20 protein-coding genes are annotated in these 26,156 nt (G+C 72.4%); 12 read left to right on the top strand and 8 right to left on the bottom strand.

Annotation, left to right across the window (positions count from 1 at the left end; translation table 11 throughout):
* Positions 1-6 precede the first annotated feature (6 nt).
* The 7 genes from glnA to CLT68_RS26465 all read right to left on the bottom strand — a co-directional run bounded on the left by glnA (position 7) and on the right by CLT68_RS26465 (position 9,889).
* Entirely contained in the window at positions 7-1,431 is a 1,425-nt protein-coding gene (gene glnA / locus CLT68_RS26495; protein WP_099855001.1) for a type I glutamate--ammonia ligase, read from the bottom strand.
* A gap of 151 nt (positions 1,432-1,582) precedes the next feature.
* Positions 1,583-2,590, bottom strand: a complete 1,008-nt coding sequence (locus CLT68_RS26490) for an SDR family oxidoreductase (RefSeq protein ID WP_099854999.1) — start codon at positions 2,588-2,590, stop codon at positions 1,583-1,585.
* A 91-nt stretch (positions 2,591-2,681) separates the two neighbouring features.
* On the bottom strand, positions 2,682-4,346 hold the full coding sequence (locus CLT68_RS26485; RefSeq protein WP_099854997.1) for a right-handed parallel beta-helix repeat-containing protein: 1,665 nt from the start codon (positions 4,344-4,346) through the stop codon (positions 2,682-2,684).
* A 192-nt stretch (positions 4,347-4,538) separates the two neighbouring features.
* On the bottom strand, positions 4,539-5,456 hold the full coding sequence (locus tag CLT68_RS26480) for a manganese catalase (RefSeq protein WP_099854996.1): 918 nt from the start codon (positions 5,454-5,456) through the stop codon (positions 4,539-4,541).
* Between the two features lie 155 nt (positions 5,457-5,611).
* Positions 5,612-7,096, bottom strand: coding sequence for a M20/M25/M40 family metallo-hydrolase (locus CLT68_RS26475; RefSeq protein WP_099854994.1), 1,485 nt, complete (start codon positions 7,094-7,096; stop codon positions 5,612-5,614).
* 62 nt (positions 7,097-7,158) lie between these two features.
* The gene (locus tag CLT68_RS26470; protein ID WP_099854992.1) at positions 7,159-8,304 is read right to left on the bottom strand and encodes a glutamate--cysteine ligase; all 1,146 of its coding nucleotides are present in this window, start codon (positions 8,302-8,304) and stop codon (positions 7,159-7,161) included.
* Positions 8,305-8,614: 310 nt separating this feature from the next.
* Complete coding sequence (locus tag CLT68_RS26465) at positions 8,615-9,889, bottom strand: cytochrome P450 (RefSeq protein WP_099854990.1); 1,275 nt, start codon at positions 9,887-9,889, stop codon at positions 8,615-8,617.
* A 173-nt stretch (positions 9,890-10,062) separates the two neighbouring features.
* On the opposite strand from CLT68_RS26465, the gene CLT68_RS26460 reads away from it, so the two are divergent.
* Positions 10,063-10,299: a hypothetical protein gene (locus CLT68_RS26460; protein ID WP_099854988.1), complete on the top strand. Its 237-nt coding sequence runs from the start codon at positions 10,063-10,065 to the stop codon at positions 10,297-10,299.
* 61 nt (positions 10,300-10,360) lie between these two features.
* Here the strand turns inward: CLT68_RS26460 and CLT68_RS26455 are convergent, their stop codons facing one another.
* Positions 10,361-11,659, bottom strand: a complete 1,299-nt coding sequence (locus CLT68_RS26455; protein WP_099854986.1) for an NAD(P)/FAD-dependent oxidoreductase — start codon at positions 11,657-11,659, stop codon at positions 10,361-10,363.
* A gap of 195 nt (positions 11,660-11,854) precedes the next feature.
* Here CLT68_RS26455 and CLT68_RS26450 point away from each other — a divergent pair, with 195 nt between their 5' ends.
* From CLT68_RS26450 to CLT68_RS26400, 11 genes are all read left to right on the top strand, one after another.
* Positions 11,855-13,516: a carbamoyltransferase C-terminal domain-containing protein gene (locus CLT68_RS26450; protein WP_099854984.1), complete on the top strand. Its 1,662-nt coding sequence runs from the start codon at positions 11,855-11,857 to the stop codon at positions 13,514-13,516.
* Positions 13,513-14,538, top strand: a complete 1,026-nt coding sequence (locus tag CLT68_RS26445) for a glycosyltransferase (protein ID WP_099854983.1) — start codon at positions 13,513-13,515, stop codon at positions 14,536-14,538. Before CLT68_RS26450 ends, CLT68_RS26445 begins: the two co-directional genes overlap by 4 nt.
* Positions 14,535-16,172, top strand: coding sequence for an HAD-IIIA family hydrolase (locus CLT68_RS26440; protein WP_099857674.1), 1,638 nt, complete (start codon positions 14,535-14,537; stop codon positions 16,170-16,172). Before CLT68_RS26445 ends, CLT68_RS26440 begins: the two co-directional genes overlap by 4 nt.
* Positions 16,169-17,140 (top strand): glycosyltransferase, encoded by a 972-nt coding sequence (locus tag CLT68_RS26435; RefSeq protein ID WP_099854980.1) that lies wholly within the window; start codon positions 16,169-16,171, stop codon positions 17,138-17,140. The genes CLT68_RS26440 and CLT68_RS26435 overlap by 4 nt, the downstream gene beginning before the upstream one ends.
* Positions 17,125-18,342 (top strand): glycosyltransferase, encoded by a 1,218-nt coding sequence (locus CLT68_RS26430; protein ID WP_099854979.1) that lies wholly within the window; start codon positions 17,125-17,127, stop codon positions 18,340-18,342. The genes CLT68_RS26435 and CLT68_RS26430 overlap by 16 nt, the downstream gene beginning before the upstream one ends.
* On the top strand, positions 18,339-19,049 hold the full coding sequence (locus CLT68_RS26425; protein ID WP_099857672.1) for an SIS domain-containing protein: 711 nt from the start codon (positions 18,339-18,341) through the stop codon (positions 19,047-19,049). Before CLT68_RS26430 ends, CLT68_RS26425 begins: the two co-directional genes overlap by 4 nt.
* Positions 19,046-20,509, top strand: coding sequence for a PfkB family carbohydrate kinase (locus tag CLT68_RS26420; protein ID WP_099854977.1), 1,464 nt, complete (start codon positions 19,046-19,048; stop codon positions 20,507-20,509). Before CLT68_RS26425 ends, CLT68_RS26420 begins: the two co-directional genes overlap by 4 nt.
* A complete protein-coding gene (locus CLT68_RS26415) occupies positions 20,506-21,201 on the top strand; it encodes an SDR family oxidoreductase (protein WP_099854975.1) in 696 nt (231 codons plus the stop codon). The genes CLT68_RS26420 and CLT68_RS26415 overlap by 4 nt, the downstream gene beginning before the upstream one ends.
* Complete coding sequence (locus tag CLT68_RS26410) at positions 21,198-22,148, top strand: glycosyltransferase family 9 protein (protein WP_099854973.1); 951 nt, start codon at positions 21,198-21,200, stop codon at positions 22,146-22,148. Before CLT68_RS26415 ends, CLT68_RS26410 begins: the two co-directional genes overlap by 4 nt.
* An 84-nt stretch (positions 22,149-22,232) precedes the next feature.
* Positions 22,233-23,558, top strand: a complete 1,326-nt coding sequence (locus tag CLT68_RS26405; RefSeq protein WP_099854971.1) for an SWIM zinc finger family protein — start codon at positions 22,233-22,235, stop codon at positions 23,556-23,558.
* On the top strand, positions 23,555-26,104 hold the full coding sequence (locus tag CLT68_RS26400) for a DUF6493 family protein (protein WP_099854969.1): 2,550 nt from the start codon (positions 23,555-23,557) through the stop codon (positions 26,102-26,104). Before CLT68_RS26405 ends, CLT68_RS26400 begins: the two co-directional genes overlap by 4 nt.
* Positions 26,105-26,156 lie beyond the last annotated feature (52 nt).

Below are 26,156 nucleotides of genomic sequence, written 5' to 3'. Positions count from 1 at the left end.
GGGCCTTCAGCAGTCGAAGTAGAGCGCGAACTCGTGCGGGGTCGGGCGCAGCGCCATGGGTTCGACCTCGTTGGCGCGCTTCCAGTCGACCCAGGTGGAGATCAGGTCCGGCGCGAAGACACCGCCGGCGAGCAGATAGTCATGGTCGTGAGCCAGGGAGTCCAACGCCTGCGCGAGGGACCCCGGGACCTGCTTGACGTCGCCCCACTCCTCCGGCGGGAGGTCGTAGAGGTCCTTGTCGATCGGCGTCGGCGGCTCGATCTTGCTCTTGATGCCGTCGAGGCCGGCCATCATCATGGCCGAGAAGGCCAGGTAGACGTTGGCCGACGGGTCCGGGACGCGGAACTCGACGCGCTTGGCCTTCGGGTTGCTGCCGGTCACCGGGATGCGGGTGCAGGCGGAGCGGTTGCGCTGCGAGTAGACCAGGTTGACCGGCGCCTCGAAGCCGGGCACCAGACGACGGTACGAGTTGATCGTCGGGTTGGTGAAGGCCAGCAGCGACGGCGCGTGGTGCAGCAGGCCACCGATGTACCAGCGGGCCATGTCGGACAGGCCGGCGTAGCCGGTCTCGTCGTAGAACAGCGGCTCACCGTTGAGCCAGAGGCTCTGGTGGGTGTGCATGCCGGAGCCGTTGTCGCCGAAGAGCGGCTTGGGCATGAACGTCGCGGTCTTGCCGTTGGCCCAGGCCTCGTTCTTCACGATGTACTTGAAGAGCTGGAGCTGGTCACCGGCGTGCAGCAGGGTGGAGAAACGGTAGTTGATCTCGGACTGGCCGGCGGTGCCCACCTCGTGGTGCGAGCGCTCCACGTTGAAGCCGGTGTCGACGAGGCGGCGCACGATCGAGTCACGCAGGTCGGCGTAGTGGTCGACCGGCGGCACGGGGAAGTAGCCGCCCTTGTAGGCGGTCTTGTAGCCGCGGTTGCCGCCCGGCTCTTCGCGGCCGGTGTTCCAGGCGCCCTCGATCGAGTCGATGTAGTAGAACGACTGGTGCGCCGAGGTCTCGTGGCGGATCGAGTCGAAGATGTAGAACTCCGCCTCGGCGCCGAAGTAGGCGGTGTCGGCGATGCCGCTGGCCGCCAGGTACGCCTCGGCCTTCTTCGCCACGTTGCGCGGGTCGCGGCTGTAGGCCTCGCGGGTGAACGGGTCGTGGATGAAGAAGTTCAGCGCGAGAGTCTTCTGCGCGCGGAACGGGTCGATGAACGCGGTGGCGACATCCGGGAGCAGGAGCATGTCCGACTCGTGGATCGCCTGGAAACCGCGGATCGACGAACCGTCGAACGCGAGGCCGTCGGTGAAGAGATCGTCGTTGACGGACTCGACCGGCAGGTTGAAGTGCTGCATCACGCCGGGCAGGTCACAGAAACGAACGTCGACGAACTTCACGTCCTCGTTCTTGAGGTATCGCAGCAGTTCCTCGCAATTGGCGAACATGGGTCCCCCGGGAAGACGTGGCTCGATCATGGTGGGCGTGCCTGAGCCGGTCCGCGCACCCCGCCTCGACGGTAGAACGGTGGCGGGTCCCGCACCGCCGTTTGCTCGCTTCGCCCGTTGGCGTCCACCGACGGGTGGGGCGGGCTGCGTTTCAGGGGTTGACGGCGGGATGGTGGGTGCCGCGCCGGAGCCGCGACGCAGTGGCGGCGAGCAGTTCGCCGGGGCGGGGACGTCGACCGATCAACCAGGTGAAGAGGCTGTGCCGCAGGACCCGGCCGGGGTGGTTGCCGTGCACCTGTCCGGGTTCGTCGACCGGAGAGTCGACGTTGTCGGTGCCGTTGTCGGGTCGGTCGGTGCGCAGCGTGGCCACACCGAGACGGCGGATGGACAGCAGAGCGTCGGTGAGCGCGGGGGAGAGGCGTTGGCCGAGGAGGAATCCGACGGCGGCCCCACCGACGGGGATCTCCCGACGCGGGTGGGTGGCGGCATGGACGATGCTGGTGGCGACGACCTCCGGGGCGTACACGGGTGGTGGTGGCTTCACCATGGCACCGAGCCTGCTGCGGGCGTGCTCGAAGAAGGGAGTGTCGATGGACGCGGGCAGGACGGTTGTGACGGTGACCGGCGAGCCTTCCTGGGCCAGTTCCATCCGCAGGCAGTCGTAGAAGCCACGCAGGGCGAACTTGCTGGCCGTGTACGGGCCGTGCAGGGGGACTGCTCGGACGCCCTCGACGGACGAGACGCCGATGACGCCACCACCGGTGCGGCGCAGCGCCGGTAGGGCCGCGCGGGTGCCGTGCACCTGCCCGAGGAAGTTGACGCGCATGACGCGGTCGAACTCCTCGTCGGTGATGTCCTCGACGCGACCCCACACGCTCACCGCTGCGGCGTTCACCCAGGTGTCGATCCTCCCGTAGGTGTCCTCGGCCGTCGCGGCGAGGCGTCGCACCGCGTGCGGGTCCACGACGTCGGTGGGTATGGACATCGCGGTGCCGCCGGCCGCGTGGATCTCCTCGACGAGCGTGTCCAGTGCGCGGGCGCCCCGGGCGGCACAGACCACGCGGGTTCCCTTGGCGGCGAATGCCAGCGCGGTGGCCCGGCCGATGCCGGTGGACGCTCCGACGATCACGACGACCTGGTCGGACACCGGCCTCGGCATGGGGACCTCCTGTGACGGTGAAGCGGTCGGTGCAACGTCTACCCGGCCCCTGCCGGCTCACACCCGCGCGCCACCCGTGCGGATCGTCAGATCACTGGTCCCCGTGGTTGCCCTCCCAGTAGCCGTCCCCGGGGGAAGTGTCGGTCTGGATTGCGAACTGATTGCCGTCGAGATCGTTCTCCACGACCCGGCAGTTGACGCAGCCACCCCGATCGGTGATCAGGATCCCATGGGTCTGGGTGTGGGACTTGGTGTCACGGATCAGGTTGCCCCGGATGGTGACCGAGTCGGCGGCGGCGTTGATCGTGATGCCGGCACGGCTGGTGGGCGCGGCCGGCAGCTCGTACGGGGTGCCGGGCGACGGTGTGTCGGCGCTCCAACTGTTGGCGCTGCCGGGGCGGATCGGGGTGAGGGTGAGGGTGGTGGAGTCGTTGGCGGCCACGACGGCGTACCGGTGGCCGACGCGTAGCACCTTGCCGCGGTGGCCGTCGGCCGGCCAGCTCGCACGCTGGTCGACCAGGCTGGTCCGGCTGTAGCGGACCGACTCGCCGCCCCCCTCGGCGGCCTCGGCGCACTGGCGGCCGTTGTTGCGGATCCGGTTGTTGATGATGACGGCGTCGGTCAGTGGCCGGTCGAAGCGGATCCCGTCGAGACTGTTGCCCCAGATGTCGTTGCTCTCGATGACGATCTCCTCGGCGGCGGCCTGGTCGCCGGCGCCGAGGTCCTGGTGGTGGTAGCCGTAGCGGCCGTTGCCGGTGATCCGGTTGCCCCGCACCGTGTAGGGGCCGGCGGTGTTGCCGATGCTGACCCCGTCGCGCAGATTGCCGTCCAGGACGCAGTCGGTGAGCAGCCCACCCTTGCCGGGGATGCCGGTGGTGCCTTTCGCCGAGACCTGGAAACCGGCCTCCAGGTTTCCGGTCATGGTGCACCCGGTGACGATGAGACCGTCGGCGCCCCAGTCGGAGATGCCGAACCGGTTGGCCTCGGCGTGGCAGCCGACGATCCTGATCCCGCGGGGCTGAGGGCGATCGGGGTGCTGCATCTCCAGGAAGATGCCGTTTGTCGCGTTGCCGACCGCCACGCAGTTGGCGATGGTCAGCCGCTCCATCGCCCCCCATCCGCCGATGCCGATACCGATGCCGGCACCGCCCATTTCCATGCCGTTGTCCATCCGACCGCACTCGAGCACCCGAACCGCCTGGATCAGGGTGTCCTGGAGGAAGTCACAGCCGAAGCCGGTGGCCGCCGTGTGGTGGATGAACAGGTTCCGGAACAGCCCGCCGGTCACGTACTGCAAACCGAGCCCCTTGGCGAGCGGGTCGTACGCCGACTGCGCCACCCCCGAGCCGTCGATCTCGAAGTCCGCGAAGGTGCAGTAGGCGAGATGACGGTCCGGGCTCGCCCCGTGCAGCTGCGCCGTGTAGAACGCCAGCGGTACCGCCTGGGACCGGTTGCCCTCGTTGCTCAGCACGAACCGGGTGGCACCGGGCCCCGCGCCCATCAGCGACACCCCGCTGCGCCACACGGTGGCGGCGTCCCGGATGGCGTACACCCCGGGCGGGCAGTAGATCACTCGCGCCCGCCCGTCCGCGGCGAACGCGTCGCCCAGCTGGTCGACCAGCGCGGCGAGCGCGGGCTGGTCGTTGGTCGTACCGTCGCCGGTCAGGCCGTGATCCTGCGCGTCACAGAGCAGCGGTGCCCCGGCCACCGGGTACGGACGCACTACCGGGCTGGCCGGGGTCACCTGGCTCGGCACCGAAATCTCTCCCCTCGTGACCACCGCCCAGTGGCCGACCGGTCGCTCAGCTTCGGTCCAGCCCCGGGGCGTGGGAGCCGACCTGCCCCCAACGGTATGGCGATTCGTGCCCACCGCCGGGTCAAACGCTGTGAACATCCGACCCGGCTGCCCTACCTGTCCGCGCCTTCATTCCGGCTGCGCCGGTACGGGTCATTCGAGAGCGTCCTTGACCTTCTTCACGACGTTGGTGAGTCCCTGCTGGTGGGCGCCGGCGGCGGTGCCGGGCTTGCCCGGCCCCTGCGAGCCGTCGTACGTGACGAACAGCTTCGGGTCCGGCGGTGGCGGCAGGGGAGTGTCGTCGGTCAGCGCGACCGGCTCGGAGATGCAGTCCAGGTCCGGTCCGCCGATGAGGCTGGGGCCCTGCGCCCACCGGCCCTCACAGGCGCGGCTGTCGGTGCCGAAGCTCCAGAAGGTGTGGTTGTGGTCGGCGTTCTCCTGGTCGCCCTGGGAGTTCTCGATGCCGTGCTCGACGTAGCCGTCGGCGATGAGCTGCTCGATGCCGAGCAGCCACTGCTGCTGGTGGTAGGTGTCGCGGGCGAGGTTGAACCGCAGCATCTCCTTCACCCCCGGGTCGTCCGTCATGCCCATCACCCGGCTGGTCTGAAGCCGGCTCTGGGCCTCGGCGGCGACGTTGGAACGGAAGTCGGCGAGCAGATTGCCGCTGGCGACGATGTAGCCGGCGTTCCACGGCACACCCTGGCTGTCGCGAGGCAACGGACCGCCCCCGCCGACGATCGCGTGCTGCGGGTTCATGCCCCCGATGACGGCCGCGAGCACCGGATTGGCGGCCACGGCCTTCTCGGTGGTCTCGGCGGGGGCGCCTTCGAGCAGCCGGGCCAGCATCGTGGTGAGCATCTCGACGTGGCCGATCTCCTCGGTCCCGATGTCCATGATCATGTCCTTGTACTTGCCGGGCACCCGGCAGGTCCAGCCCTGCCACAGGTACTGCATCATCACTGTTATCTCGCCGAACTGTCCGCCGAGAATCTCCTGGAGTTTCATCGCGAACAGGGCGTCGGGCTTCTCGGGCCTGGCCTGGAACTGCAGGTGCGGGTCGTGGCGGAACACTGCGTTCTCCGATCGTGTGCCGCGCCGCCCGGTGCGGCGCTGGGCTCCGTGTTCCTCAACCGATGGCCCTTAGGTGCCGCTCGTGGCCCCACCGGGTCAGCACCGCCGCTGTCCCGCGCATCCGAGATCGACTCCGCCGAGGGCTGCCGGACCGATCAGTCAGTCCACCGTCCGGTCCGGTTGCCCCGGTACCGATGTCGCGGGTGTGGCGACTGGGTGAGCGGCGGTTCGGCCGGGCCCGCGCCCAGGTTCGCAGGTGCGGTGGGGTCGGGGCCGGCCAGACGTGACCAGAACTGCGCCAGGGTGGCGGCTCCGGCCAGCAGAACGTCCACGGCCACGCTCTCGTCGCTGTCGTGCCAGCGGTCCTCGGGCAGGCCGGTGCCGAAGAACAGCACCGGTGCGTCGAGTTTGCGGGCCAGCAGCTCGGCAGGCCCACCGCCGGCGTTGGCCATCTGACCGACCGGCCGACCGAAGCCGTCGCGCATCGCTTCGGCGAGCACGGCGACGGCAGGGTGATCTGGTGGAGTCCGATACGGCTCCTGCGCGGTCTCCTCGGAGACGGTCAGCCGGTATTCGACGCGGTCGCTGATGGTGTCGGCGACCCATCGGCGCAGCTGGTCCGCGACGTCGGCGATCCGCTGGTCCGGCACGGTGCGGATGCTCAGGCTGGCGGTGGCCACGGCGGGCACCGCCGCACGGGAGACGCCGGTGACGTCGCCAGCGGCCACGGTGAGCACCTCGGCCGCGGGTCGGGTCCAGAGTCGTTCGAGAACGCTGTAGCCCTCCTCGCCGCCGATGCTGCGGGTCTCCGAACGGGCCAGCCAGTCCTCATCGCGGTACGGCAGTGCGGCGAGCTCGTCCCGGAAGCGCTGCGGCGGCTCGACCACGTCATCGTAGAAGCCGGGCAGGGTGATGCGCCCCTTGTCGTCGTGCAGCATGGCGAGCAGCTTGCTCAGCTCGATCACCGGGTTCGGCGCCGCACCGGAGACCGCCCCGCTGTGCACGTCGCGCAACGGCCCGTACACCTCGATCTCGGCGCTGACCATGCCGCGCAGGCCCATGCAGATGGCCGGATGCTCGCGGTGCCACAGCAGTGTGTCGGAGAACAGCACCAGGTCCGCGGTCGGCTGGTGTTCATCGAGCAGGTCTGACAGCGCTGCCGAGCCGGTCTCCTCCTCGCCCTCTATGAGCAACTTGATATTGACTGCCGGGACGGTGCGGCCGGCGACCGCGAGGTGCGCCCGCAGGCCCCACAGGTGCGCGAGGATCTGACCCTTGGCGTCGGAGGTGCCCCGGCCGTAGATGCGCCCGCCGCGCTCGGCAGGCTCGAACGGGGGAGTTTCCTCCCACTGCTCGTCCTTGGCCGCGCGCACGTCGTGGTGGCTGTAGACCAGCACGGTGGGAGCGTCCGGGGTGGCGCACCACTCGGCGTACACCGCGGGCGCACCCTGGCGGTCCCACACCTGCACCACCGGGAACCCGAGGTCGCGCAGGGTGCCGGCCAGCCAGTTAGCCGACCGGAGCACCTCGACCTGCCGCTCGTCGAGCCCGGCCACTGACCGGATCCGCACCCACCCGACGAGTTCGTTGACAAGATCACGGCGGTGCGTGTCGAGGTAGGCATGGATGTCTGGCGTCATGGATACCTCCGCTGGTGTTCACTCGTACCTGGTGGATCGCCCCACCGGGGCGTGGTGTGATGTCAGCCGGCGACGGTCCGCTCGGCCACCTCCTGCAGAACCGCTCGCAGGTCTCCCGTGCGATGCAGGGTGCGACGCTGCCGGATGGCGCCGTTGCCCACCCGCCGAAGTCGGGACAGTTGGGCGCGGACGAAATCGAGGTCTCCGTGCTCCCGCAGGGCCGGCTCGACGGTGGTGAACAGGTCACCGACAAGGTCCCAGGCAGGCTGGGCGACGCCGGTCCGCAGGTCGGTCAGCGTGCTGTCGAGGCCGCTGTGTGCGGCGTGCCAGTGCGCGGCCGCGACCACACAGTCACGGACCCGGGGCACCGGCACCCCGGCGTACGCCTCGGCGACGGCGGTCGCCACCAGAGCGCGGACCAGCGCGGCCACCAGGACGGTGTCGTCGACGTCGGTGCAGACGTCGCTGACCCGCACCTCGACCGTCGGGTACGTCGTCGAGGGGCGCGCGTACCAGTACACCATCGCCTCATCGAGCATCAGCTGCGCCGAGATGAGCGCGGCGACCGTCCGGTCGTAGTCCCGGCGGGAGTCGAAGTGGGGCGTCGGTCCGACCCCCGGCCAGCGTTGCAGCTGCACCGACCGCCAGCTCGCCTGGCCAGTGTCCCGGCCGTCGTGCAGGGGGGAGTTGGCGGTCAGCGCCTGCACCACCGGCAGCCACACCCTCAGCCGGTTGCAGACCTCGACAGCCAGGTCCGGGTCCGGCACGCCGACGTGCACGTGGCAGCCGCAGACGGCGGGATCGCTGGCGACGGGGCCGTAGCGTTCGACCATCGCCCGGTAGCGCTCCTGCGGTGGCACCGCCCGGTGTGGCTCCGCGACCGGGGTCGCGCCGATCGCCACCAGCCGCGCCCCGGCCGCTGACGCGGCGTCACCCACGGCCCAGCGGTGCCGCAGCAGGTGGGCCCGGAGGGTGGTCAGGTCTGTACAGACGGGGGTGACCATCTCCACCATGCTGCGGCGTAGCTCGCGTCGCGCCTGGCTGCGCATCGCGGCCGGCAGGGCGTCGACGACATCATCTGCCACCGGCAGGTTCGCGCCGCTGTCCGGGTCGATGAGAAGGAATTCCTCTTCCACGCCCAGTGTCAGCGGTTGCCGCCCCTCTGGGCGGGTGACGGCGTCGTGGCGGGCGAAAGGTGTGATGACCATGAAGGCTGCCCATCGTCAGGGGTGGCACCATGCCGGCACCACCCGGTCAACGGTCGTCGATGTTCAACGGCGAGGACATCCGGCAGCAGTCGTCGCTGCGGGTACCGGCATGGGCGGGCCCCAGACGCACGGCGAGCACTCCGTGACCGTGTAGGCGACATCCGGCGTGCTGACATGGCGCTCCCGCTGTCCATCGACTGCCTCCCTGCCGCACGAGACGCGGCAGGAAGGGCGTTGGAGGGCACATGTCTTGACCCGTGATCTGTCCCTACCCTACGAAGCTGATCTCACACCTTGAGGTGTTCCGGCTTCAGCGGGGTCGGCCGGAGGTCGGCGACGCGGCGGTCAGGTGCACGTCGGTCACGACGAACCGACTGCGGGGCAGTGCGGGGATGCGGCGCAGCGAAATGCTCAGGTCCTGCTCGGGCACTGTGTAGTCCAGGCGCGCCAACCAGCCGGCGAAGGCGGCGAGCAGTGCCACTGTGACATCCTCGCCGGGGCAGCGGTGCCCGGTGCTCCGGTCGGCACCGCCCTGGGGAATGAGCTCGTACGGGTCGGGAGCACGCCCGACGAATCGCTGTGGGTCGAAGCGGTACGGGTCCGGCCAGAGCTCCGGATCGTGGTTCTGACCGTAGATGTCGAGCAGCACGAGTGATCCGGCGGGGACGTGCTGGCCCTGCCAGGTCAGGTCGGTGACGGCCCGGCCGCCCACGAACGGAGCGAACGGGTAGAAGCGGCGTACCTCGTGGGCGAACGCGACGGCGTAGGCGGCGTCGCCGGTGCGCAGCCGGTCGCGGTGCTCGGGCCAGCGGTGCAGCGCGTGGGCTGTGAACGCCACGAACCAGGACACCGCGACGGTGGGGCGGACGACGTTGAGCAGCTCGACCGCGGCGAGCTTGGGATCCAGGGGCTCGCCGTCGCGGTCGCGGTGCTTGGCGACCGCTTCGAGGACGGAGCCCGCGGGTGCGGTGACGACATGTGCGCGGACCTGCTCGACGAGCCCGGCCAGCCAGTCCTCCCGCCGGCCGCGGGCGCGCCGCGCCCGCCAGTGTCGCGGACCCACTGTGGCGAAGCCGTCGACCAGGGCGGTCAGGTCGCGGGCCACCGGCGCGATCTCCGCGTCGTCGACCGGAATCCCGGCCCAGCCACAGACGCCCTTAGTGATCACGCGACTCGCTTCGTCGAAGAGCACGATGCGTCGCCCGTCGCCGCTGTTCGCGATCGCCTCGTTCCAGGCAGCGCCGACGTGGTCGACCAGGTCGGCGACGCGTCTCGGGTCGGTGAGCAGGGACAGGAACATCGCCTTGCGATGACGGTGGTCCGCGCCGTCGAGGGTGTGCACGGCCCGGTGGCCGAACAACGTTCCCTGTACCGGTTCCGGAATGGCGCCGTGCCGACGTACATGCCGCTCGTCGTAGAAGAACCGCACCGCGTCGGGCCCGCGCAGGGTGAGTGCCGGCTGGCCCATCACGCGGGTTCGCACGGTGGACCGACCGTCGCGTCTCGCCAGGGCGGGTAGCCAGGCGTAGCCGTTGAGCAGGAACCCGAGTGAATCGTCCAGGTGTGGTCCGCGCTGGTCGGTCATGAGCGGCCAGTGCCCACTGTGCCCGGCCCGAAACCTCACCCCGACTCAGCCCGCTCCGGCCGGCGCGGTTGCCGAGCCGACAGTGAGCCAGTCGGCGGCATGGGCGGGTGTGTGTGGAACGCATCTCGGGGTAGCGGTTGGGGAAGCGTTCAGGATCCCCCGAGGAGGACGAGATGACCGATCCCAGGTACGTACCGATTGCACTGGCCGGCTCTGAACAGCTCATCGACGACGACGGCGTGGGCGCCGACGGCGGCGGGGAGATTGTCGGCGCGGACGACGCGGCGGCCGACGCCGCCCGGACCGGTGCCGACGTGGACCTGTCCCACGCCGCCCGTGACGGCGACGGCGTCCCGACCGGTGCGGCGGATGCCGAGGCCGACCGTGAGCGTGCCGCTGGCGACAGGTGACCCGACGAGGTGCGAACGGCCCGCCCCGCCGCTCCTGTGGCGGCGGGGCGGTTTCGGGAGGTCAGCGGCGGGCGAGTTCCGGCGCGGCGGTGTCCAGGGGCACTGCGGCGTCGGGGACGAGGCCAAGTTGCACGCTGGGCCGGGACCCGACCGCCGCGAACAGCCAGTCGGCGGCGGTGCGGGCGCGGTTGGCGGGCAGGGACAGCAGGTGGTAACCGCGGGCCATGGCGCGGGCTGGCAGCCCGGACAGGGGTACGTGCAGCGGGTTCGCGGTGGCCTGCCATCCGCCCAGGTCAACGACGAAGCCCAGGTCGCGGTGCCGGTACCGGCGCCGCCGGCCGACCCCGTAGGAAGCGGCGATGTTGTCGGCGGCCAGGCGGCCCTGCCGCACGGCGTGCTGGGCGGTCATCGGGGTGATCTCACCGGGGCGGCCCGGGTCGGGCACGGCTGCGGCGTCGCCGCAGGCCAGGACCTCCGGGTGGCCGGGCACGGTCAGGTACTCGTCGACGGTGACGCGCCCACGGATCGTCGGTAGTCCGGTGGCCTCGACGAGCGGGTCGGGTCGTACGCCGACGCACCACACCAGGGTTCGGGACGGCACGAACCGGCCGTCGGAGAGATGGACCCCGTCGGCGGTGGCCTCGGCGACCGAGGTGCCCAGGCACACCTCGATCCCGCGCTCGCCCAGCACCCGCTCGGCCACCCGGGACATCCGGTCGGCGAGGCCCGGCAGGACCCGGTCGGCGGTGTCCAGCAGCAACCAGCGTGGGCGGATCCCGTCCAGCCGCGGATGGTGGCGGACGATCTCGTCGGTGAACAGCTGTCCCTGGGCGGCGACCTCCGTGCCGGTGTAGCCGGCGCCGACCACGACGAACGTGCAGCGTGCCTCCCGCTCGGCCGGGTCGTCGGTCGCGTCGGCCAGCTCGATCTGCTGGATCAGCCGTTCCCGCAGGTACACCGCCTCCGGGATGCCGCGGAAGCCGTGCGCGTGGTCGGCGACCCCGGGAATCGGCAGCAGTTTGTTGACGCTGCCGGCGGCGAGGACGAGCCGGTGGTACGACAGGCGGCCGGAGCGGCCTTCGGGGTCCACGTAGGAGAGGGTTCTGCCGTCGACGTCGATTCCATCGACCTCGCCGAGGATCAGCTGCACGCCGGGCAGGGTGTCGGCCAGCGGCACGGTGACCCGGCGCGGGTCGAGCACCCCGCCGGAGACCTCCGGCAGCAGCGGCAGATACAGGAAATAGTCGGTCGGGTTGACCAGCACCACGTCGGCGGCGCCGCGTGAGACGCGGGCCAGGCGGCGAGCGGCGTGGAAGCCGGCGAATCCCGCGCCGACGATGACGATCCTGGGTCGGGCCATGGCGGTTCCCCTCAGCGGTCGACGGATGTACCTCGTCCTTCTGGAGGTAACCCCAGGCCTGTGGCGGAAACGTCCGGAAGCTGGGACTGGCGCTGAGCCGGCTACAGGTGCGTCCCAGCTAAATGGACTTTTGGTATTTATAGGAAGTTGCTGATCTCTGGTGTTGTTGCGCCGCGACGGGGTAGAGGGCGCTCTATGCGTGTCCTCGGGATAAACGCGATCTTTCATGATCCGGCGGCTGCCCTGGTCATCGACGGCCAGGTGGTGGCCGCCGCGGAGGAGGAGCGGTTCAGTCGGCGCAAGCACGGTAAGCGGCCGGTCCCCTTCTCCGCGTGGGAACTCCCTGAGCTCTCTGCCGCCTGGTGTCTGCGGCAGGCCGGCATCGGTGCCCAGGACCTTGACGCGGTCGCCTACTCCTTCGACCCGGGCCTGTGCCGGGACGCGGCCGAGCTGGGTCTGGCGGACCCGTGGGACTGGCTGCGGGTCGAGTACGCGAAACGGGCGCCGCAGTTCCTCGCCGAGGCGCTGCCGGGCCTCGACCCGGACATCGTGCGGTTCGTGCCGCACCACGTCGCGCACGCCGCCTCCGCCGGGCTCGCCGTGCCGCCGGACGGGACCGGTGCGTCGACCTCCGCGGTGCTGGTTCTCGACGGGCGGGGTGAGACCGCGAGCCACCTCGGTGGCGTCTACTCAGAGGGACGGTTGCGTCAACTCGCCGCGCAGCAGTTGCCGCACTCGCTGGGTCTGCTCTACGAGGACCTCACCCGGCACCTGGGTTTTCTGCACTCCAGTGACGAGTACAAGGTGATGGCGCTGGCCTCGTACGGAGAACCGCGCCACCTCGGAGTGTTGCGCGAGCTGGTCCGCACCACGGGTGATGGCGGGTTCACCGTCGACCGGATCGACTGGTCCTCCCTGAGCAAGCCGCGCGCCGCGGACGGGGAGATGACCGCCGAGCACGCGGACCTCGCCGCCAGCGTGCAGGCACGGGTGGAGGAGACGATCCTCGATCTGGCCCGCTGGCTGTACGAGGCGGCCGACGGCCCGCCCACCCTGACGATGGCCGGCGGGGTCGCGCTGAACTGTGTCGCCAACGCCCGGATCGCCGCCGAGGGCCCGTACCGGCGGGTCTGGGTGCAACCGGCCGCCGGCGACGCGGGCACGGCGCTCGGCGCGGCCCTGCACCTGGCGAGCGTGCTCGGTGAGCCGTCCGCGCCGATGCCGGGCGTGGACCTGGGCCGGGGATGGACCGACGACGAGCTGGAGGCGGAGCTGCGGCGGGCTGCACTGCCCTACCGGCGGCCGGATTCGATCGCCGCCGAGGCAGCCCGGGTGCTGGCCGGCAACGGCGTCGTCGCCTGGTTCCAGGGCCGGAGCGAGTACGGGCCCCGGGCACTGGGACACCGGTCGTTGCTGGCGCACCCCGGCGACGCCGACACCACCCGCCGGATGAACGACGTCAAGGGCCGCGAGCAGTTTCGACCGATCGCCCCGATGGTGCGGGCCGAACGCGCCGCCGAGATCTTCGAAGGGGTGCTCCCCAGCCCGTACATGCTCTTCGTGCACCGGGTCGCGCCCGAGTGGCGGGAGCGGATCCCGGCGGTGGTGCACGTCGACGGAACGGCTCGGGTGCAGACCGTCGACCCGGCCACCGAGCCACTGGTGGCCGAGATGCTGGCCGAGTTCGACCGGCTCACCGGTGTGCCGGTCGTCGTCAACACCTCGCTCAACACCGCCGGCCGGCCGATGGTCGACACGCCACGGGAGGCGATGGAGCTGTTCGGCTCGGCGCCGGTGGACCTGCTCGCCATCGGCCCGTACGCGGTGCACCGCGCCGACCTCGGTGCACCGCGATGATCAGCATCATCGTGCCGACCCTGGGTCGGGACAGCCTCGGCGACCTGCTGGCCACGCTCGCCGGGCAGGTCGGTGCGGAGCCGGATCTGGAGATTCTCCTGATCGACGACCGGTCCACCGGCGGCGGCGAGCTGCCGGTGCCGGGGGCGCTGGCCGCGTACACGAAGGTGTTGCGTGGCCGCGGCGCCGGTCCGGCCGCGGCGCGCAACCTGGGCTGGCGGGCGGCCCGGTCCTCCTGGGTCGCGTTCCTCGACGACGACGTGGTCCCGGCACCGGACTGGCTGGACCGGCTCGTCGCCGATCTCGCGGTGCCGGACCGGGTCGGTGGTGTGCAGGGCGTCGTGCGGGTGCCGCTACCGGCCGACCGACGGCCGACCGACTGGGAACGGGCGACGGCAGGTCTGGCCGACGGTGAGTGGATCACCGCCGACATGGCCTACCGGCGTGCTGCCCTCCAGGCCGTGGGCGGCTTTGACGAACGATTCCCCCGGGCCTACCGGGAGGACGCCGAGCTGGCCCATCGGGTCCGACTCGCCGGCTGGCAGTTGACCCAGGGCGCCCGAACCGTCACGCACCCGGTGCGTGCCGAGAGCCGCTGGGTCAGTCTGCGTACCCAGCGGGGCAACGCGGACGACGCCCTGCTGCGCCGGCTCTACGGTGCGGGCTGGCGCGGGGAACTGGGCGTGCCGGCGGGACGTCGCCACCGGCACGCCGCGATCACCACAGCCGGCATCCTGACGGTCGCCGCGCTGGCCGGCGCGCTGGCCGCTCGGCGCTCCGGTGCCGGTCGGCCGTTCGCCGGCACGGCGGCGCTGGCTGGCGCGCTCTGGTTGGCCGGTACGGCCCGATTCGCGCACGAGAGAATCGCGCCGGGACCGCGTACCCGCTCGGAGGTCACCGCGATGCTGGTGACCAGTGTGGCGATTCCGCCGTTCGCCGTGACGCACTGGTTGCGCGGCTGGTGGCGCGCCCGTCACGAGACGCCGCGCCCGGTCGTGCGCCGTCGCGGCGGTCCGCGATGAGCGGTTCCCCCAGCCTCTTCGACGCGGTGCTTCTGGACCGGGACGGCACCCTGGTCGAAGACGTGCCCTACAACGGCGACCCGGACAAGGTCCGTCCGATGCCCGGCGCGAGGGCGGCACTCGACCGGCTCCGCGCCGCCGGGCTGCGGCTCGGCGTGGTGACCAACCAGTCCGGGCTGGCCCGGGGCCTGTTCACCGTCGCCGACCTGGGCGCGGTGCACGCTCGCGTCGACGCGCTGCTCGGCCCCTTCGACACCTGGCAGGTCTGCCCACACCAGGAGGGCGACGGCTGTCGGTGCCGCAAGCCGGCACCCGGATTGGTCGACGCGGCCGCCCGGGCGCTCGGCACCGACCCGAGCCGCTGTGCGGTGATCGGCGACATCGGCCGGGACATGGTCGCTGCGGCGGCTGCCGGGGCCGCCGGCATTCTGGTACCGACACCGGTCACCCGCCCGGAGGAGATCGATGCCGCGCCGACGGTCGCCGTCGACCTGGCGGACGCGGTCGACCATATTCTCCGCCGTCAGGCGCTGGCGGACGCCGGGTTGGCCGCCGACCCGGCAGCCGCAACGGTGCGGGGGACCGGCGGGCGGCGGGGCACCGTGCTGGTGGTGCGCAGCGACTCGGCCGGCGACGTACTGATCACCGGGCCGGCGATCCGAGCGGTGGCGCACGGGGCGGACCGGGTGGTGCTGCTGTGTGGCCCGCGCGGCCGGGCCGCCGCGCGACTGCTGCCCGGCGTGAACGAGGTGATCGAGTGGCCGCTGCCGTGGATCGATCCGGAGGCGGCACCGGTGCAGGCGGAGGCGATGCGGGCGCTGACCGCTCAGCTCGCCGCCGTCGGCGCCGACCAGGCGCTGATCTTCACGTCGTTCCACCAGTCACCGCTGCCGTTGGCGCTGCTGCTGCGGATGGCCGGCGTGCCGTGGGTCGGTGCGATCAGTGACGACTACCCCGGCAGCCTGCTCGACCTGCGTCACCGCGTGCCCCCGGGGATACCGGAGGTGGAGCGGGCGCTGTCGCTGTCCACCGTGGCCGGGTTCGGGCTGGCTGCTCGGGACGAACCAGTGCTGCGGCTGGATGCCGAGGCGCTGCCGACCCGCTTGCCGGTTGATCTTCCGGCCGGCTACGTGGTCGTCCATCCCGGCGCCTCGGTACCGGCCCGGGCCTGCCCGCCCCGACGCTGCGCCGAGATCGTCTCCGCTCTCGCCCGCGCCGGTCACCCCGTAGTGGTCACCGGCGGTCCGGACGAGCGCGAGCTGACCGCCCAGGTGGCGGCGGCGGGCGGGATCGACCTCGGCGGTCGTACCTCGCTGGCGGAACTGGCCGTCGTTCTGGCGCAGGCCGACTGTGTGGTGGTCGGAAACACCGGTCCCGCCCACCTGGCCGCCGCGGTTGGCACGCCGGTGGTCAGCCTGTTCGCCCCCACCGTCCCGTTCGGGCAGTGGGCGCCCTACCGGGTGCCGCTGGTCCGGGTCGGTGACGCCGGGGCCGCCTGCCGGCAGACCAGGGCCACTGTCTGCCCCGTGCCCGGCCATCCCTGCCTCGCCGGGGTCGACCCGGCCGAGGTGGTGGCCGCCGTCCGGTTGCTCGCCGCGCGGGCCGCCGCCGAGCCAGCGGAAGGAGTGCGATGAACATCCTGGTGTGGCACGTACACGGCGCGTGGACGACCGCGTTCGTCCACGGCAAGCACCGATACCTCGTCCCGGTCACCCCGGACCGCGGCCCGTACGGCCTCGGCCGGGCACAGACCTACGACTGGCCGGCCTCCGTCGAGGAGATCACGCCCGACCAACTCGCCACCGAGCCAGTCGACCTGGTGGTCCTGCAACGACCCGAGGAGCTGGAGCTGGCCGAGACCTGGCTGGGACGGCGTCCCGGCCGGGACCTGCCGGCGATCTACGTCGAGCACAACACCCCGAAGGGCGACGTACCGAACACCCGCCATCCGATGGCCGACCGCGACGACCTGCTCGTCGCCCACGTCACCCACTTCAACGACCTGTTCTGGGACACCGGCGCCACGCGCACCACAGTCGTCGAGCACGGCATCGTCCCACCCCGGGTCAGCTACGACGGCAGCATGGCCCGGCTGGCGGTGGTGACAAACGAACCGGTACGTCGCTGGCGGGTCACCGGCACGGACCTGATGCCCCAGTTCGCCTCGATCGCTCCACTGGACGTGTTCGGGATGAACGTGCAGGCCCTCGCCGAGGCGGTCGAACTGCCCGCCGACCGCCTCGCGACCTACGACCTGCCCCAGGCGCTGCTGCACGAGCAGATCGCCCGACGGCGCGCCTACCTGCACCTGTGTCGGTGGACGTCGCTCGGGCTCAGCCTCCTGGAGGCGATGACCATCGGAATGCCGGTCGTCGCGCTGGCCACCACGGAGGCGGTCGCTGCCGTACCGCCCGAGGCGGGCGTGCTGTCGACCAACCTCCGCACGCTGCGGGAGGCCGCCGCGTGGCTGATCGAAGACCCGGTCGCCGCGCGGGCCATGGGCGAGCACGCCCGCCGCGCCGCCACCAGCCGATACGGCCTCGACCGGTTCCTCGCGGACTGGGACCGACTATTCCAGGAGGAACAGTGCGCATTGCGATGATCTCCGAACACGCGAGCCCGCTGGCCGCCCTCGGCGGCCCGGACGCAGGCGGACAGAACACCCACGTGGCTGAACTCGCCGTCGCCCTGGCCGACCAGGGACACGACGTGCGCGTCTACACCCGACGCGATGAGCCGCACCAGGACACCACGGTCGCGCTGCGCGACGGGGTGAGCGTGGTCCACGTACCGGCCGGACCGGCCGAGCCGACACCCAAGGACGAGCTGGCGCCGTACATGCCGGAATTTGGCCGGTGGCTCGCCCGACACTGGGACGACGACGTGTGGCGACCGGACGTGGCCCACGCGCACTTCTGGATGAGCGGCCTTGCCGCCCTCGCCGCCGGCCGGCAGACCGGCGTGCCGGTGGTGCAGACCTTCCACGCGCTCGGCACCGTCAAACGCCGCCACCAGGGTGCGGCCGACACCAGCCCACGACGTCGAATCAGTTGTGAACGGATGCTCGCCGGCAGCGTCAACCGGGTCATCGCCCAGTGCGCCGACGAGGTGGACGAGCTGACCCGGATGGGCGTCCGCCGCTCGGCGATCACCGTCGTACCCTCTGGGGTCAACCAACGCATCTTCACCCCGGACGGCCCCGCCGCCCGCCGCGACCCGGGCCGACCGCGCCTGCTGGGCGTGGGCCGGCTGGTCGATCGCAAAGGCTTCCAGGACGCGGTACGCGCACTGCGGGCGGTACCCGAAGCCGAGTTTGTCCTGATCGGTGGCCCCCCGGCGACGCGACTGACCGATGACGGGTACGCCCGGCGGCTGCGTGCGCTGGCCGAGTCCGAGGGCGTCGCCGGTCGGGTGCACCTCGTCGGCGCCGTACCTCGCGAGGACATGGCCCGGTGGTACCGCTCAGCGGATCTGCTGGTGGCGACCCCCTGGTACGAACCCTTCGGGCTGACCCCGTTGGAGGCGATGGCCTGCGGGACACCGGTGGTCGGCACGGCCGTCGGCGGCCTGACCGACACCGTCGTTCCTGGCGTCACCGGCGACCTGGTGCCGCCCCGTGACCCGGAGGCGCTGGGCGACGCGCTGCGCAGCCTCCTCGCCGACGCGGACCGTCGCCGCCGCTACGGAGTCGCCGCCGTCGAGCGGATCCGCACCAGCTATTCCTGGGCCCGGACCGCGGCCCGCCTCAACGCCGTCTACACCGCCGTGTGCGGCGCGTCGCAGACCAGTGGAGCGGTGGCCTGATGACCGAACAGTTGCTTCTCGACGCGCACCTGACCCAGCTGTCCCGGGCCATGCCCGGCTACCGCGACGCCGCCGGGCGACTCAGCCGCTGGGGCACCCACCTCGCCCGGATCCTCGCCGCCGGTGGCCGGCTGCTGGCCGCCGGCAACGGCGGCAGCGCCGCCGAGGCCCAGCACCTCACCGCCGAACTGGTCGGCAAGCTCCGCGACGACCGGACTCCGCTGTCGGCGATCGCGTTGACCGCCGAGACATCGTCGTTGACCGCGATCGGCAACGACTACGGCTTCGACGAGATGTTCGCCCGGCAGGTACGGGCCCACGGCCGGCCCGGCGACGTCCTGCTGCTGATGTCTACCAGCGGCCGCAGTGCGAACCTGCTCGCCGCGGCGGACGCGGGACGGCACGCGGGGCTGACCTGCTGGGCCTTCACCGGCCCCGCGCCCAACCCGCTCGCCGACGCCTGCGCAGAGGCGCTGACCGTGCCGTCACCCGAGCCGCAGGTGGTACAGGAACTGCACCTGGTCTCGACCCACCTGCTCTGCTCCTACGTCGACCAGGCCCTGCTTCGGCTGCGGCGTGCCGCACCGGGCCAGTTGCTCACCGCCCACGACACCTCGACGCCGCTGCCGGCGGGACGAAACGGGCGAGCGCCATCGGCCGCGCGTCAACTGCTGAGCGTGGCACCGCACGAGGAGGCGCCCTCATGAGCGGCCCACTGGTCGTACTCGGGGACACCCTGCTGGACCGGGACGTCGACGGCACCGTCGACCGGCTCTGCCCGGACGCCCCGGCGCCGGTGCTGAACGAAACGTCGGCCACCGACCGCCCGGGCGGGGCCGGGCTGGCCGCACTGCTCGCCGCCGCCGACGGGCACGACGTGGCGCTGGTCACCGCCTTCGCCGACGACCCGGCCGCAGCCCGGCTGGCCGCCCTGCTCACCGCCGCCGGGGTGCGCCTGCACCCACTGCCGCTGCCCGGCGCCACCCCGGAGAAGATCCGGCTGCGGGCCGGCGGACAGACCCTGCTCCGGCTGGACCGGGGCGGCGACACCCCGCCCTGCGGCGAACCGTCGGCGGCGACGCTGGAGGTGCTGGCCGGAGCAGGAGCCATCCTGGTCAGCGACTACGGGCGTGGCGTGGCCCGGCAGCCGACTCTGCGGCGCGCGCTCGCCGCGACGTCCGCACCGGTGGTGTGGGATCCGCACCCGCGCGGGCCGGCGGCCGTACCCGGCTGTCGGCTGCTGACGCCCAACGAGGAGGAACTGTTCCGGCTCACCGGCGACGCGGCGGCCGGTCCACGGCTCTCGGGGGTGGCCCGCGCCGCGCGGACCCTGCGGGACCGCTGGCGTGCCGCCGCGGTCGCGGTGACCCTGGGCGACGACGGCAGCCTGCTGTGCCAGAACGGCGGGGCACCACTGGTCGTACCGGCGTCGGCGGCGACCGCAGGTGACACCTGCGGCGCTGGTGACCGGTTCGCCTCCGCGGCCGCTCTCGCCCTGGCAGACGGGGCGCTGGTGTCGGAAGCGGTCGAGGAGGCCGTCCGGGTCGCCTCGACCTACGTCGCCGCCGGCGGTCCGGCCGGCGTCGTGGCCCTGACCGAGACTCATCACTCCGCCGGCAGTGACAGGGCCGTCACCGCTCGGCGCCCGGCCACCGCGACCGGCGACGGCAGGGAAGCGGCAGCGGCCGTGCTGGCCCGGGTACGCGCCAACGACGGGACCGTTGTCGCCACCGGCGGCTGCTTCGACCTCCTGCACAGCGGGCACCTGGCCACCCTCCAGGCCGCCCGCGGGCTCGGCGACTGCCTCATCGTCTGCCTCAACTCCGACCGCGGTGTCGCCGAACTGAAGGGCCCCGACCGCCCGCTCACCCCGCAGGCCGACCGGGCCCGCCTGCTCGCCGCACTGGACTGTGTCGACGCCGTCGTCATCTTCGACGAACCGACCCCGCACGCGGTGCTCTCCTGGCTGCGCCCCGACATCTGGGTCAAGGGCGGCGACTACCTGTCCGGCGCCGGCCCGGACCACCCGGACCTGCCCGAAGCCGACCAGGTACGCCGTTGGGGCGGACAGGTCGTGCTCGTGCCCTACCTCGACGGGCACTCCACCTCCAGCACCATCGCCGCCGCGCGTGCCGGCGGCCGACAGTTGACGGAAGGACGACGATGAACAACTCGTTGACCAACAAGGCGGTCCTGGTCACCGGTGGTGCCAGTGGTCTTGGCGCCGCCATCGTGACGGCCCTGCAGAAGGCCGGCGCACGCCCGTACGTGCTGGATCGGCAGGCGCCGGCAGACGGCGTGCCGTGGGTGGAGTGCGACCTGGCCGACACCCGGGCCGCCGAACTGGCCACCCGTCAGCTCGCCGAGCAGGCCGGTGAACTGGACGCGGTCGTCACCGCCGCCGGCACGGACACGCCCGGCCGGCTCGCCGACGTCCCCGCCGAGACCTGGGAACGCGTAGTGACCGTCGACCTGCTCGCCACCGCTGCGGTCATCCGGGCCGCGCTGCCCACCCTCGAACGCTCCCGGGGCACGGTGGTCACCGTCGCCTCCACGCTGGGCGTCAAGGCGGTCAGCGACGCCACCGCCTACTGCGCCGCCAAGTTCGGCGTCGTCGGCTTCACCCGCGCCCTCGCCGCCGAGCTGGCCGGCTCGGTCGGCGTCACCCTGCTCATCCCGGGGGGCATGCGGACGGCGTTCTTCGACGACCGCGACGAGCAGTACCGGCCGGGGCCGGACGCCGTACTCAACGATCCCGCCCACGTCGCCGACGCGGTGCTCTTCGCGCTGTCCCAACCAGCCGGCTGCGCGGTACGCGAAATGGTCGTCTGCGCCGAACAGGAAAGTTCCTACCCGTGATCCTCGCGCTCCGAGCCCTCGGCATCGGCGATCTCGCCACCGCCGTGCCGGCCCTGCGCGCGCTGCGGGCCGCCGCCCCGCATCACCGACTGGCACTGGCGGCACCGCGCTGGCTTGCGCCGATGGTCGACCTGATCGGCGTGGTCGACCAGTTGATCGACGTGGACGGGCTGGGGCCGTACGAGTGGCCGTCGACGTCGCCGGACTGGGCGGTGAACCTGCACGGGCGGGGACCGCAGTCGCACCGTCTGCTGCACACCGTCCAGCCCCGGCGACTGGTGGCCTTCGCGTGCCCCGAAGCGGGACACCACACCGGACCGGCGTGGCGGCCGGACGAACACGAGGTCCACCGGTGGTGCCGTCTCCTGGCCTGGTACGGCATCGCCGCCAACCCGGACGACCTCGCGCTGCGCCGACCACCACCGCAGGACCTGCCGATCGGGGCGACCATCGTGCACCCGGGCGCGAAGGCTGTGCAGCGGCGCTGGCCGGTCGACCGGTTCGCCGCCGTGGCCCGGGAACTGACCCGTCGGGGGCACCGGGTCGTGGTCACCGGGTCGAGTGGCGAGCGGACCGTTGCCGTCGAAGTCGCGGCCCGGGCCGGGCTGCCCGGTTCTGCGGTCCTCGCGGGGCGCACCGGGGTGGGGGAGTTGGCCACCCTGGTGGCCCACGGTCGTCTGGTGGTCGCTGGCGACACCGGCATCGGTCACCTCGCCACCGCCTACGCGACCCCGTCCGTCCTGCTCTTCGGGCCGGTGTCACCGGCGTTGTGGGGGCCGCCCGCCGACCGTCCCTGGCACCGGGCGCTCTGGGCCGGGCCGGTCCCCCCGGGCCCCGAGCCGGTGACCGGGATCCACCCGGCGTTGGCAGCACTGGGCGTGGCACAGGTCCTGACAGCTGTCGAGGAGGTCGAACGGCTGGGACACGAATTGCTCGCCACCCGTTGAGCGGGCTCGTCGACAGCGTGATCCGATCGCCGTGGGGCGTGAGCACCGGAACGGATGTCGGTCGGTCGCTCTACGGTGTGCGCCGTGAACGCAGTTCAGACGTACCGATATCTCCAGCCGTCCGCCTTGCGTACCGCTGGCCTCGACCTCCAGACCAGCGGCGGCCCGGCGGCCAACCCGCGCTTCTTCTCCGGGTTTCTCACCAGCCCGGCGGCGGCGGCCGCCGGGCTGCTTGCCGTGGCCGAGGTGGCCCGCACCCGCTACCACCAGCCGGTCAGCCCGGCGAGCCTCGATCCGGTGGTGACCGGCAGCCGGAACCGCCTGCGTTTCGAGTCCTTCTCCGGCTGCTGCGGGGTGTACGCCCGGATGGACGTGCTGCCGGCCGGCTTCGACGGCGAGGTCGTCGGGCACGGCACCACCAACGTCGACGTCAACCCACCGCTGCGCGAGGCCCTCGCCCGGGTGGGTGGGATCGAGCCGCTGCACCTGGCCGTCGGCCCGGACGACCTCACCGTCTCCACAATGGAGGGAGCGGTGGTGGAGCGGAAGGTCCCGCTGCCGGGGCGTTGGATGCGTGGCTTCGCCGAGGTGCACGTTCTCACCGCCGGGTTCGAGCCGCGCGCCGAGGTCCCCGCCACCGAGGCAGCGGCGTTCCTGCGCCGGCTGCCCGGGGGCAGCGATCGGTCGGTGCTCTGGGCGGTACCGGCCGGGCGTACCCTCCGACTGACCTCACGCCCGGCGCCGGGCGCGGTCTGTCTGGCCGGCGCGGGGCGGCTCGCGGCGCTGCGCGGGCTGCTCCGGCACGCCCGCACCCTGCGGGTGTACGGGCCGACGGTGCGCACCGGCTCACCGGCCGTGCCGAGCACGTGGGAGCTGGACACCGGGTCGCTGCGGCTGTCACTGACCCTCTCACCCGAGCCGTACCGGGGGTTCTCCGGCGAGGGGGCCGCACTGCTCGCGCTCGCCGGTGACGAGGTGATCGACGACGCGGAGCTGGTCGGCGCCCTGCTCTCCTGGGATCCGACGATCGACGTCGTCGCGCTGGCCGAGGCGGCCGGCCTGCCCGACGACCGGGTCCGCGCGGCCCTGACTCAGCTCGGCACCGCCGGACGGGTCGGCTACGACGTCGCAGACGCCGGCTACTTCCACCGGGTGATGCCGCACGACGCCGGCCGGGCCGAGCGGGACAACCCCCGGCTGGTCGGCGCGCGCACGCTGGTCGAGCAGGGCGCGGTCCGCCGCGACGGCGATCATGCCACGGTACGCAGCGGCGACGAGGACTACCGGGTACGCCGACTGCCCGACGGAGGCTTCACGTGCACCTGCCGGTGGTGGGCGAAGCACCAGGGGCAACGTGGCCCGTGCAAGCATGCCCTCGCGGTGTCGATGGTGGCGGAGGTTACGGCGTGACTGGCTTCTTCCGGGCGCTGATCCGTGGTGACGTGAGCACCGTCGAGGCAGCGCTGCACACGCTGGACGAACCGGCCCGGCGGGCGCTCGGTGACGAACTGGTCGCCCATGTCCGACGTCGGCGGGACAACTGGTGGTGGGGGAAGGAGGCGACCGCGCTGGCGGTGGCCGCCGTGGGCACGCTGAGCACCGCGACGAAGGCCGCGGCTCTGCTCGGTCGACGGTCGGTCACGTTGGAGGACGTCGACTCCGAGCTGGTGGTCGCCGCGGCGCGGCAGCGGGGCGTGCCCTGGCTGGCCGACCTCGCGTACCGGCTGGCCGAGCGGCTGCCCCGCAGCCGAGCGTGGGACGGGTGGCACTTCATCGCGGACCTGCTGCTGGCGGAGAAGGCGCCACCGCCGACCGGGGACGCGTTCGTCGCCGGCTGGGCGCATTCGATGTGGTGGGTGCGGTCGGCCGAGGGGCGCCAGCAGGTGCCGATGCTCGACCGGCTGCGCGCCGACCCGTTCCTGGACGCGCTGGTGCCCCGCCTGTTCGAGGTCGACGGGATCGGGGCGGACCTGGCCTTCACCGGCTCCGGGCAGGCGGTGACCCCGACGTTGGCGGCGCTCGCGATGGAGGGTCGACTCGACCGGATGGCGTTGCTGGACGGGGTTCTCGGCCGCCTCCTGCGCGGGGACCGACAGGGAGCGCTGCGTCCGTTCCTCGCCCTGCACGAGCAGCTTGGACCCAGCCCGGACGAGGTGGCGGCGCGGGCGAGCACGTACCTGCGGCTACTCACCGACGGACCCGGGCCGGTGGCCGGCCTCGCGCAGCGGGCGCTGCGCGACTCGGGCCGCGGGGTGGAGTTCGAGTCGCTGCTGGACGCCTCGCGGGTCGTGTTGGGCCGACCGGAAAAGGTGCTGGTGCGGACGCAGCTGTCCTGGTTGGACAGACTGGCCCGGCAGAACCCCGAGCGGGCTGCCGACATCGCCGAGGCACTCGCGTCGGGTGCCGAACATCCCGCCGCCGACCTGCGCGACCGCGCGGCGACGTTGGCGCAGCGGCACGGCCATCGGCTGGTCGCCACGGTCACCGTGGCAGTGGCCGACGACGAGCTGTCCCCGCCGGTGTCGCCCGCACCCGCTCCGTCACCGATCACCGAGGTGGACGAACTGGTCGAGGAAGTCGCCGTGCTGCACGCCCAGCGCTGGCCCTCGTCGACCCTGGAGCGGGTCCTCGACGGGCTGGTCCGATTGACCACCACCGACCGGGACCGGCTGGCCACCGCCCTACTGCCGGTGCTGCGGCGGGCCGAGGTGGGTGCCTGGGACCACCAGTGGGCGGAGTTCAACGTCCTGGTCCAACTGAACGGCGTTCTGCTGGCCGCCGCCGCACCCGGCGAGGCGGCCACCCGACGCGACCAGTGGTCCAGAATTCTCAGCCAGTCACTGACCCGGACGATGCGGCCGTTCCGGAACCGGCCAGCTGTCGAGTCGCCCCACGGGTCCGCGCTCACGCTGGTCTACTGCGCCCGGATCGCGGAGATCGGGCAGCGCCTGGACGGACGGAACGACCCCGGGCTGCTGGCCGCCCCGACGTCCGTCACCGGGGCCCTCGACGCGACCGCGCTCTATGAACGGCTGGCCGCACTCGGGGACCGTCCGGTGTGGCGGTGGGATCTCACCCAGGCCCTGCTGCGGCTGCCCGTCGGCGTGGACGAGGCGCTGGCGACCCGGGCCGCCGCGCTCGGCACCCCGGCCGGCGACGAACTCGCCAGTTGGCTGCGCGGCGACGCCCTGCCGGCACCGGTCCACGAGGTGGTCACCGTCGGCCGGCGTGAGCGCAGACGCAACTGGGACTACGGCTTCGACCAGCTACCGGTCAGACGCACCGTCGTCACGAGCGCCCCGCCCGAGGGCGCAGCGGACCCGCTCGGACTCCTCACCGTGCCGGCGCACCCGATCGGACGAGGGCCGCACCACTGGAGCAACCTGTGGCCAGCGCTGCTGCCGGGGCACCGGGGCCTGGTCGCCGCCCACCTCCTGCCTGAGATCGCCAGCGCCGCGCAGGAGGACGCCCGGGATTTCGCCATGGTCCTGCCGGTGCTCGCCGAGTGCACCGGCGAGGGCGGTCCGGCGCTCGACCTGGCGCTGGCGTACGGGCTGTGTGCCCGGCACGAGGTGGACCGGGTGGCCGCCCTCGACGCCCTACTGATGCTGGCAGCCGCCGGCGACCTCGATTCTCCCGGTATCGGCGGCCAGTTGGGCGTGTTGGCGGCGGACGGCCAGCTGACGCTGACCCGGGTGGCGACACCGCTGCGCGACGCGATGGCGGCCGGTGCCCGCCTGAGCGTCTGGCGGTTGCTCGCCGCCGCGCTGCCACCGTTGCTGGCCGCACCCACCCCGCCTCGCGGCACGCCCGACCTGCTCAATCTGGCGGCCGAGGCGGCCGGTGCGACCGGTATGCTCATCGAGGTGCCGGGGCTGGCTGACGTGGTGGCGCGCGGCGGCACGAGCCGGTTGGTGACCGAGGCCCGCAGGCTCGCCACCGCGCTGGCTGCCTGACCCGCCGGCTCACCCTGCGGTCGTGCCGGGACGTCTCCGTCCCGGTGGTGGG

Source organism: Micromonospora sp. CNZ299 (assembly GCF_002754415.1).
The sequence above is the reverse complement of the archived record's forward strand: the minus strand, read 5'-3'. Positions and strand labels throughout refer to the sequence as shown.

Bases quoted from the DNA above. Each gene is read 5' to 3' on its own strand.
- glnA (WP_099855001.1), bottom strand. From the start codon at position 1,431: ATGTTCGCCAATTGCGAGGAACTGCTGCGATACCTCAAGAACGAGGAC.
- CLT68_RS26490 (WP_099854999.1), bottom strand. From the start codon at position 2,590: ATGCCGAGGCCGGTGTCCGACCAGGTCGTCGTGATCGTCGGAGCGTCC.
- CLT68_RS26475 (WP_099854994.1), bottom strand. From the start codon at position 7,096: ATGACGCCAGACATCCATGCCTACCTCGACACGCACCGCCGTGATCTT.
- CLT68_RS26470 (WP_099854992.1), bottom strand. From the start codon at position 8,304: ATGGTCATCACACCTTTCGCCCGCCACGACGCCGTCACCCGCCCAGAG.
- CLT68_RS26465 (WP_099854990.1), bottom strand. From the start codon at position 9,889: ATGACCGACCAGCGCGGACCACACCTGGACGATTCACTCGGGTTCCTG.
- CLT68_RS26460 (WP_099854988.1), top strand. From the start codon at position 10,063: ATGACCGATCCCAGGTACGTACCGATTGCACTGGCCGGCTCTGAACAG.
- CLT68_RS26455 (WP_099854986.1), bottom strand. From the start codon at position 11,659: ATGGCCCGACCCAGGATCGTCATCGTCGGCGCGGGATTCGCCGGCTTC.
- CLT68_RS26450 (WP_099854984.1), top strand. From the start codon at position 11,855: ATGCGTGTCCTCGGGATAAACGCGATCTTTCATGATCCGGCGGCTGCC.
- CLT68_RS26445 (WP_099854983.1), top strand. From the start codon at position 13,513: ATGATCAGCATCATCGTGCCGACCCTGGGTCGGGACAGCCTCGGCGAC.
- CLT68_RS26440 (WP_099857674.1), top strand. From the start codon at position 14,535: ATGAGCGGTTCCCCCAGCCTCTTCGACGCGGTGCTTCTGGACCGGGAC.
- CLT68_RS26435 (WP_099854980.1), top strand. From the start codon at position 16,169: ATGAACATCCTGGTGTGGCACGTACACGGCGCGTGGACGACCGCGTTC.
- CLT68_RS26420 (WP_099854977.1), top strand. From the start codon at position 19,046: ATGAGCGGCCCACTGGTCGTACTCGGGGACACCCTGCTGGACCGGGAC.
- CLT68_RS26415 (WP_099854975.1), top strand. From the start codon at position 20,506: ATGAACAACTCGTTGACCAACAAGGCGGTCCTGGTCACCGGTGGTGCC.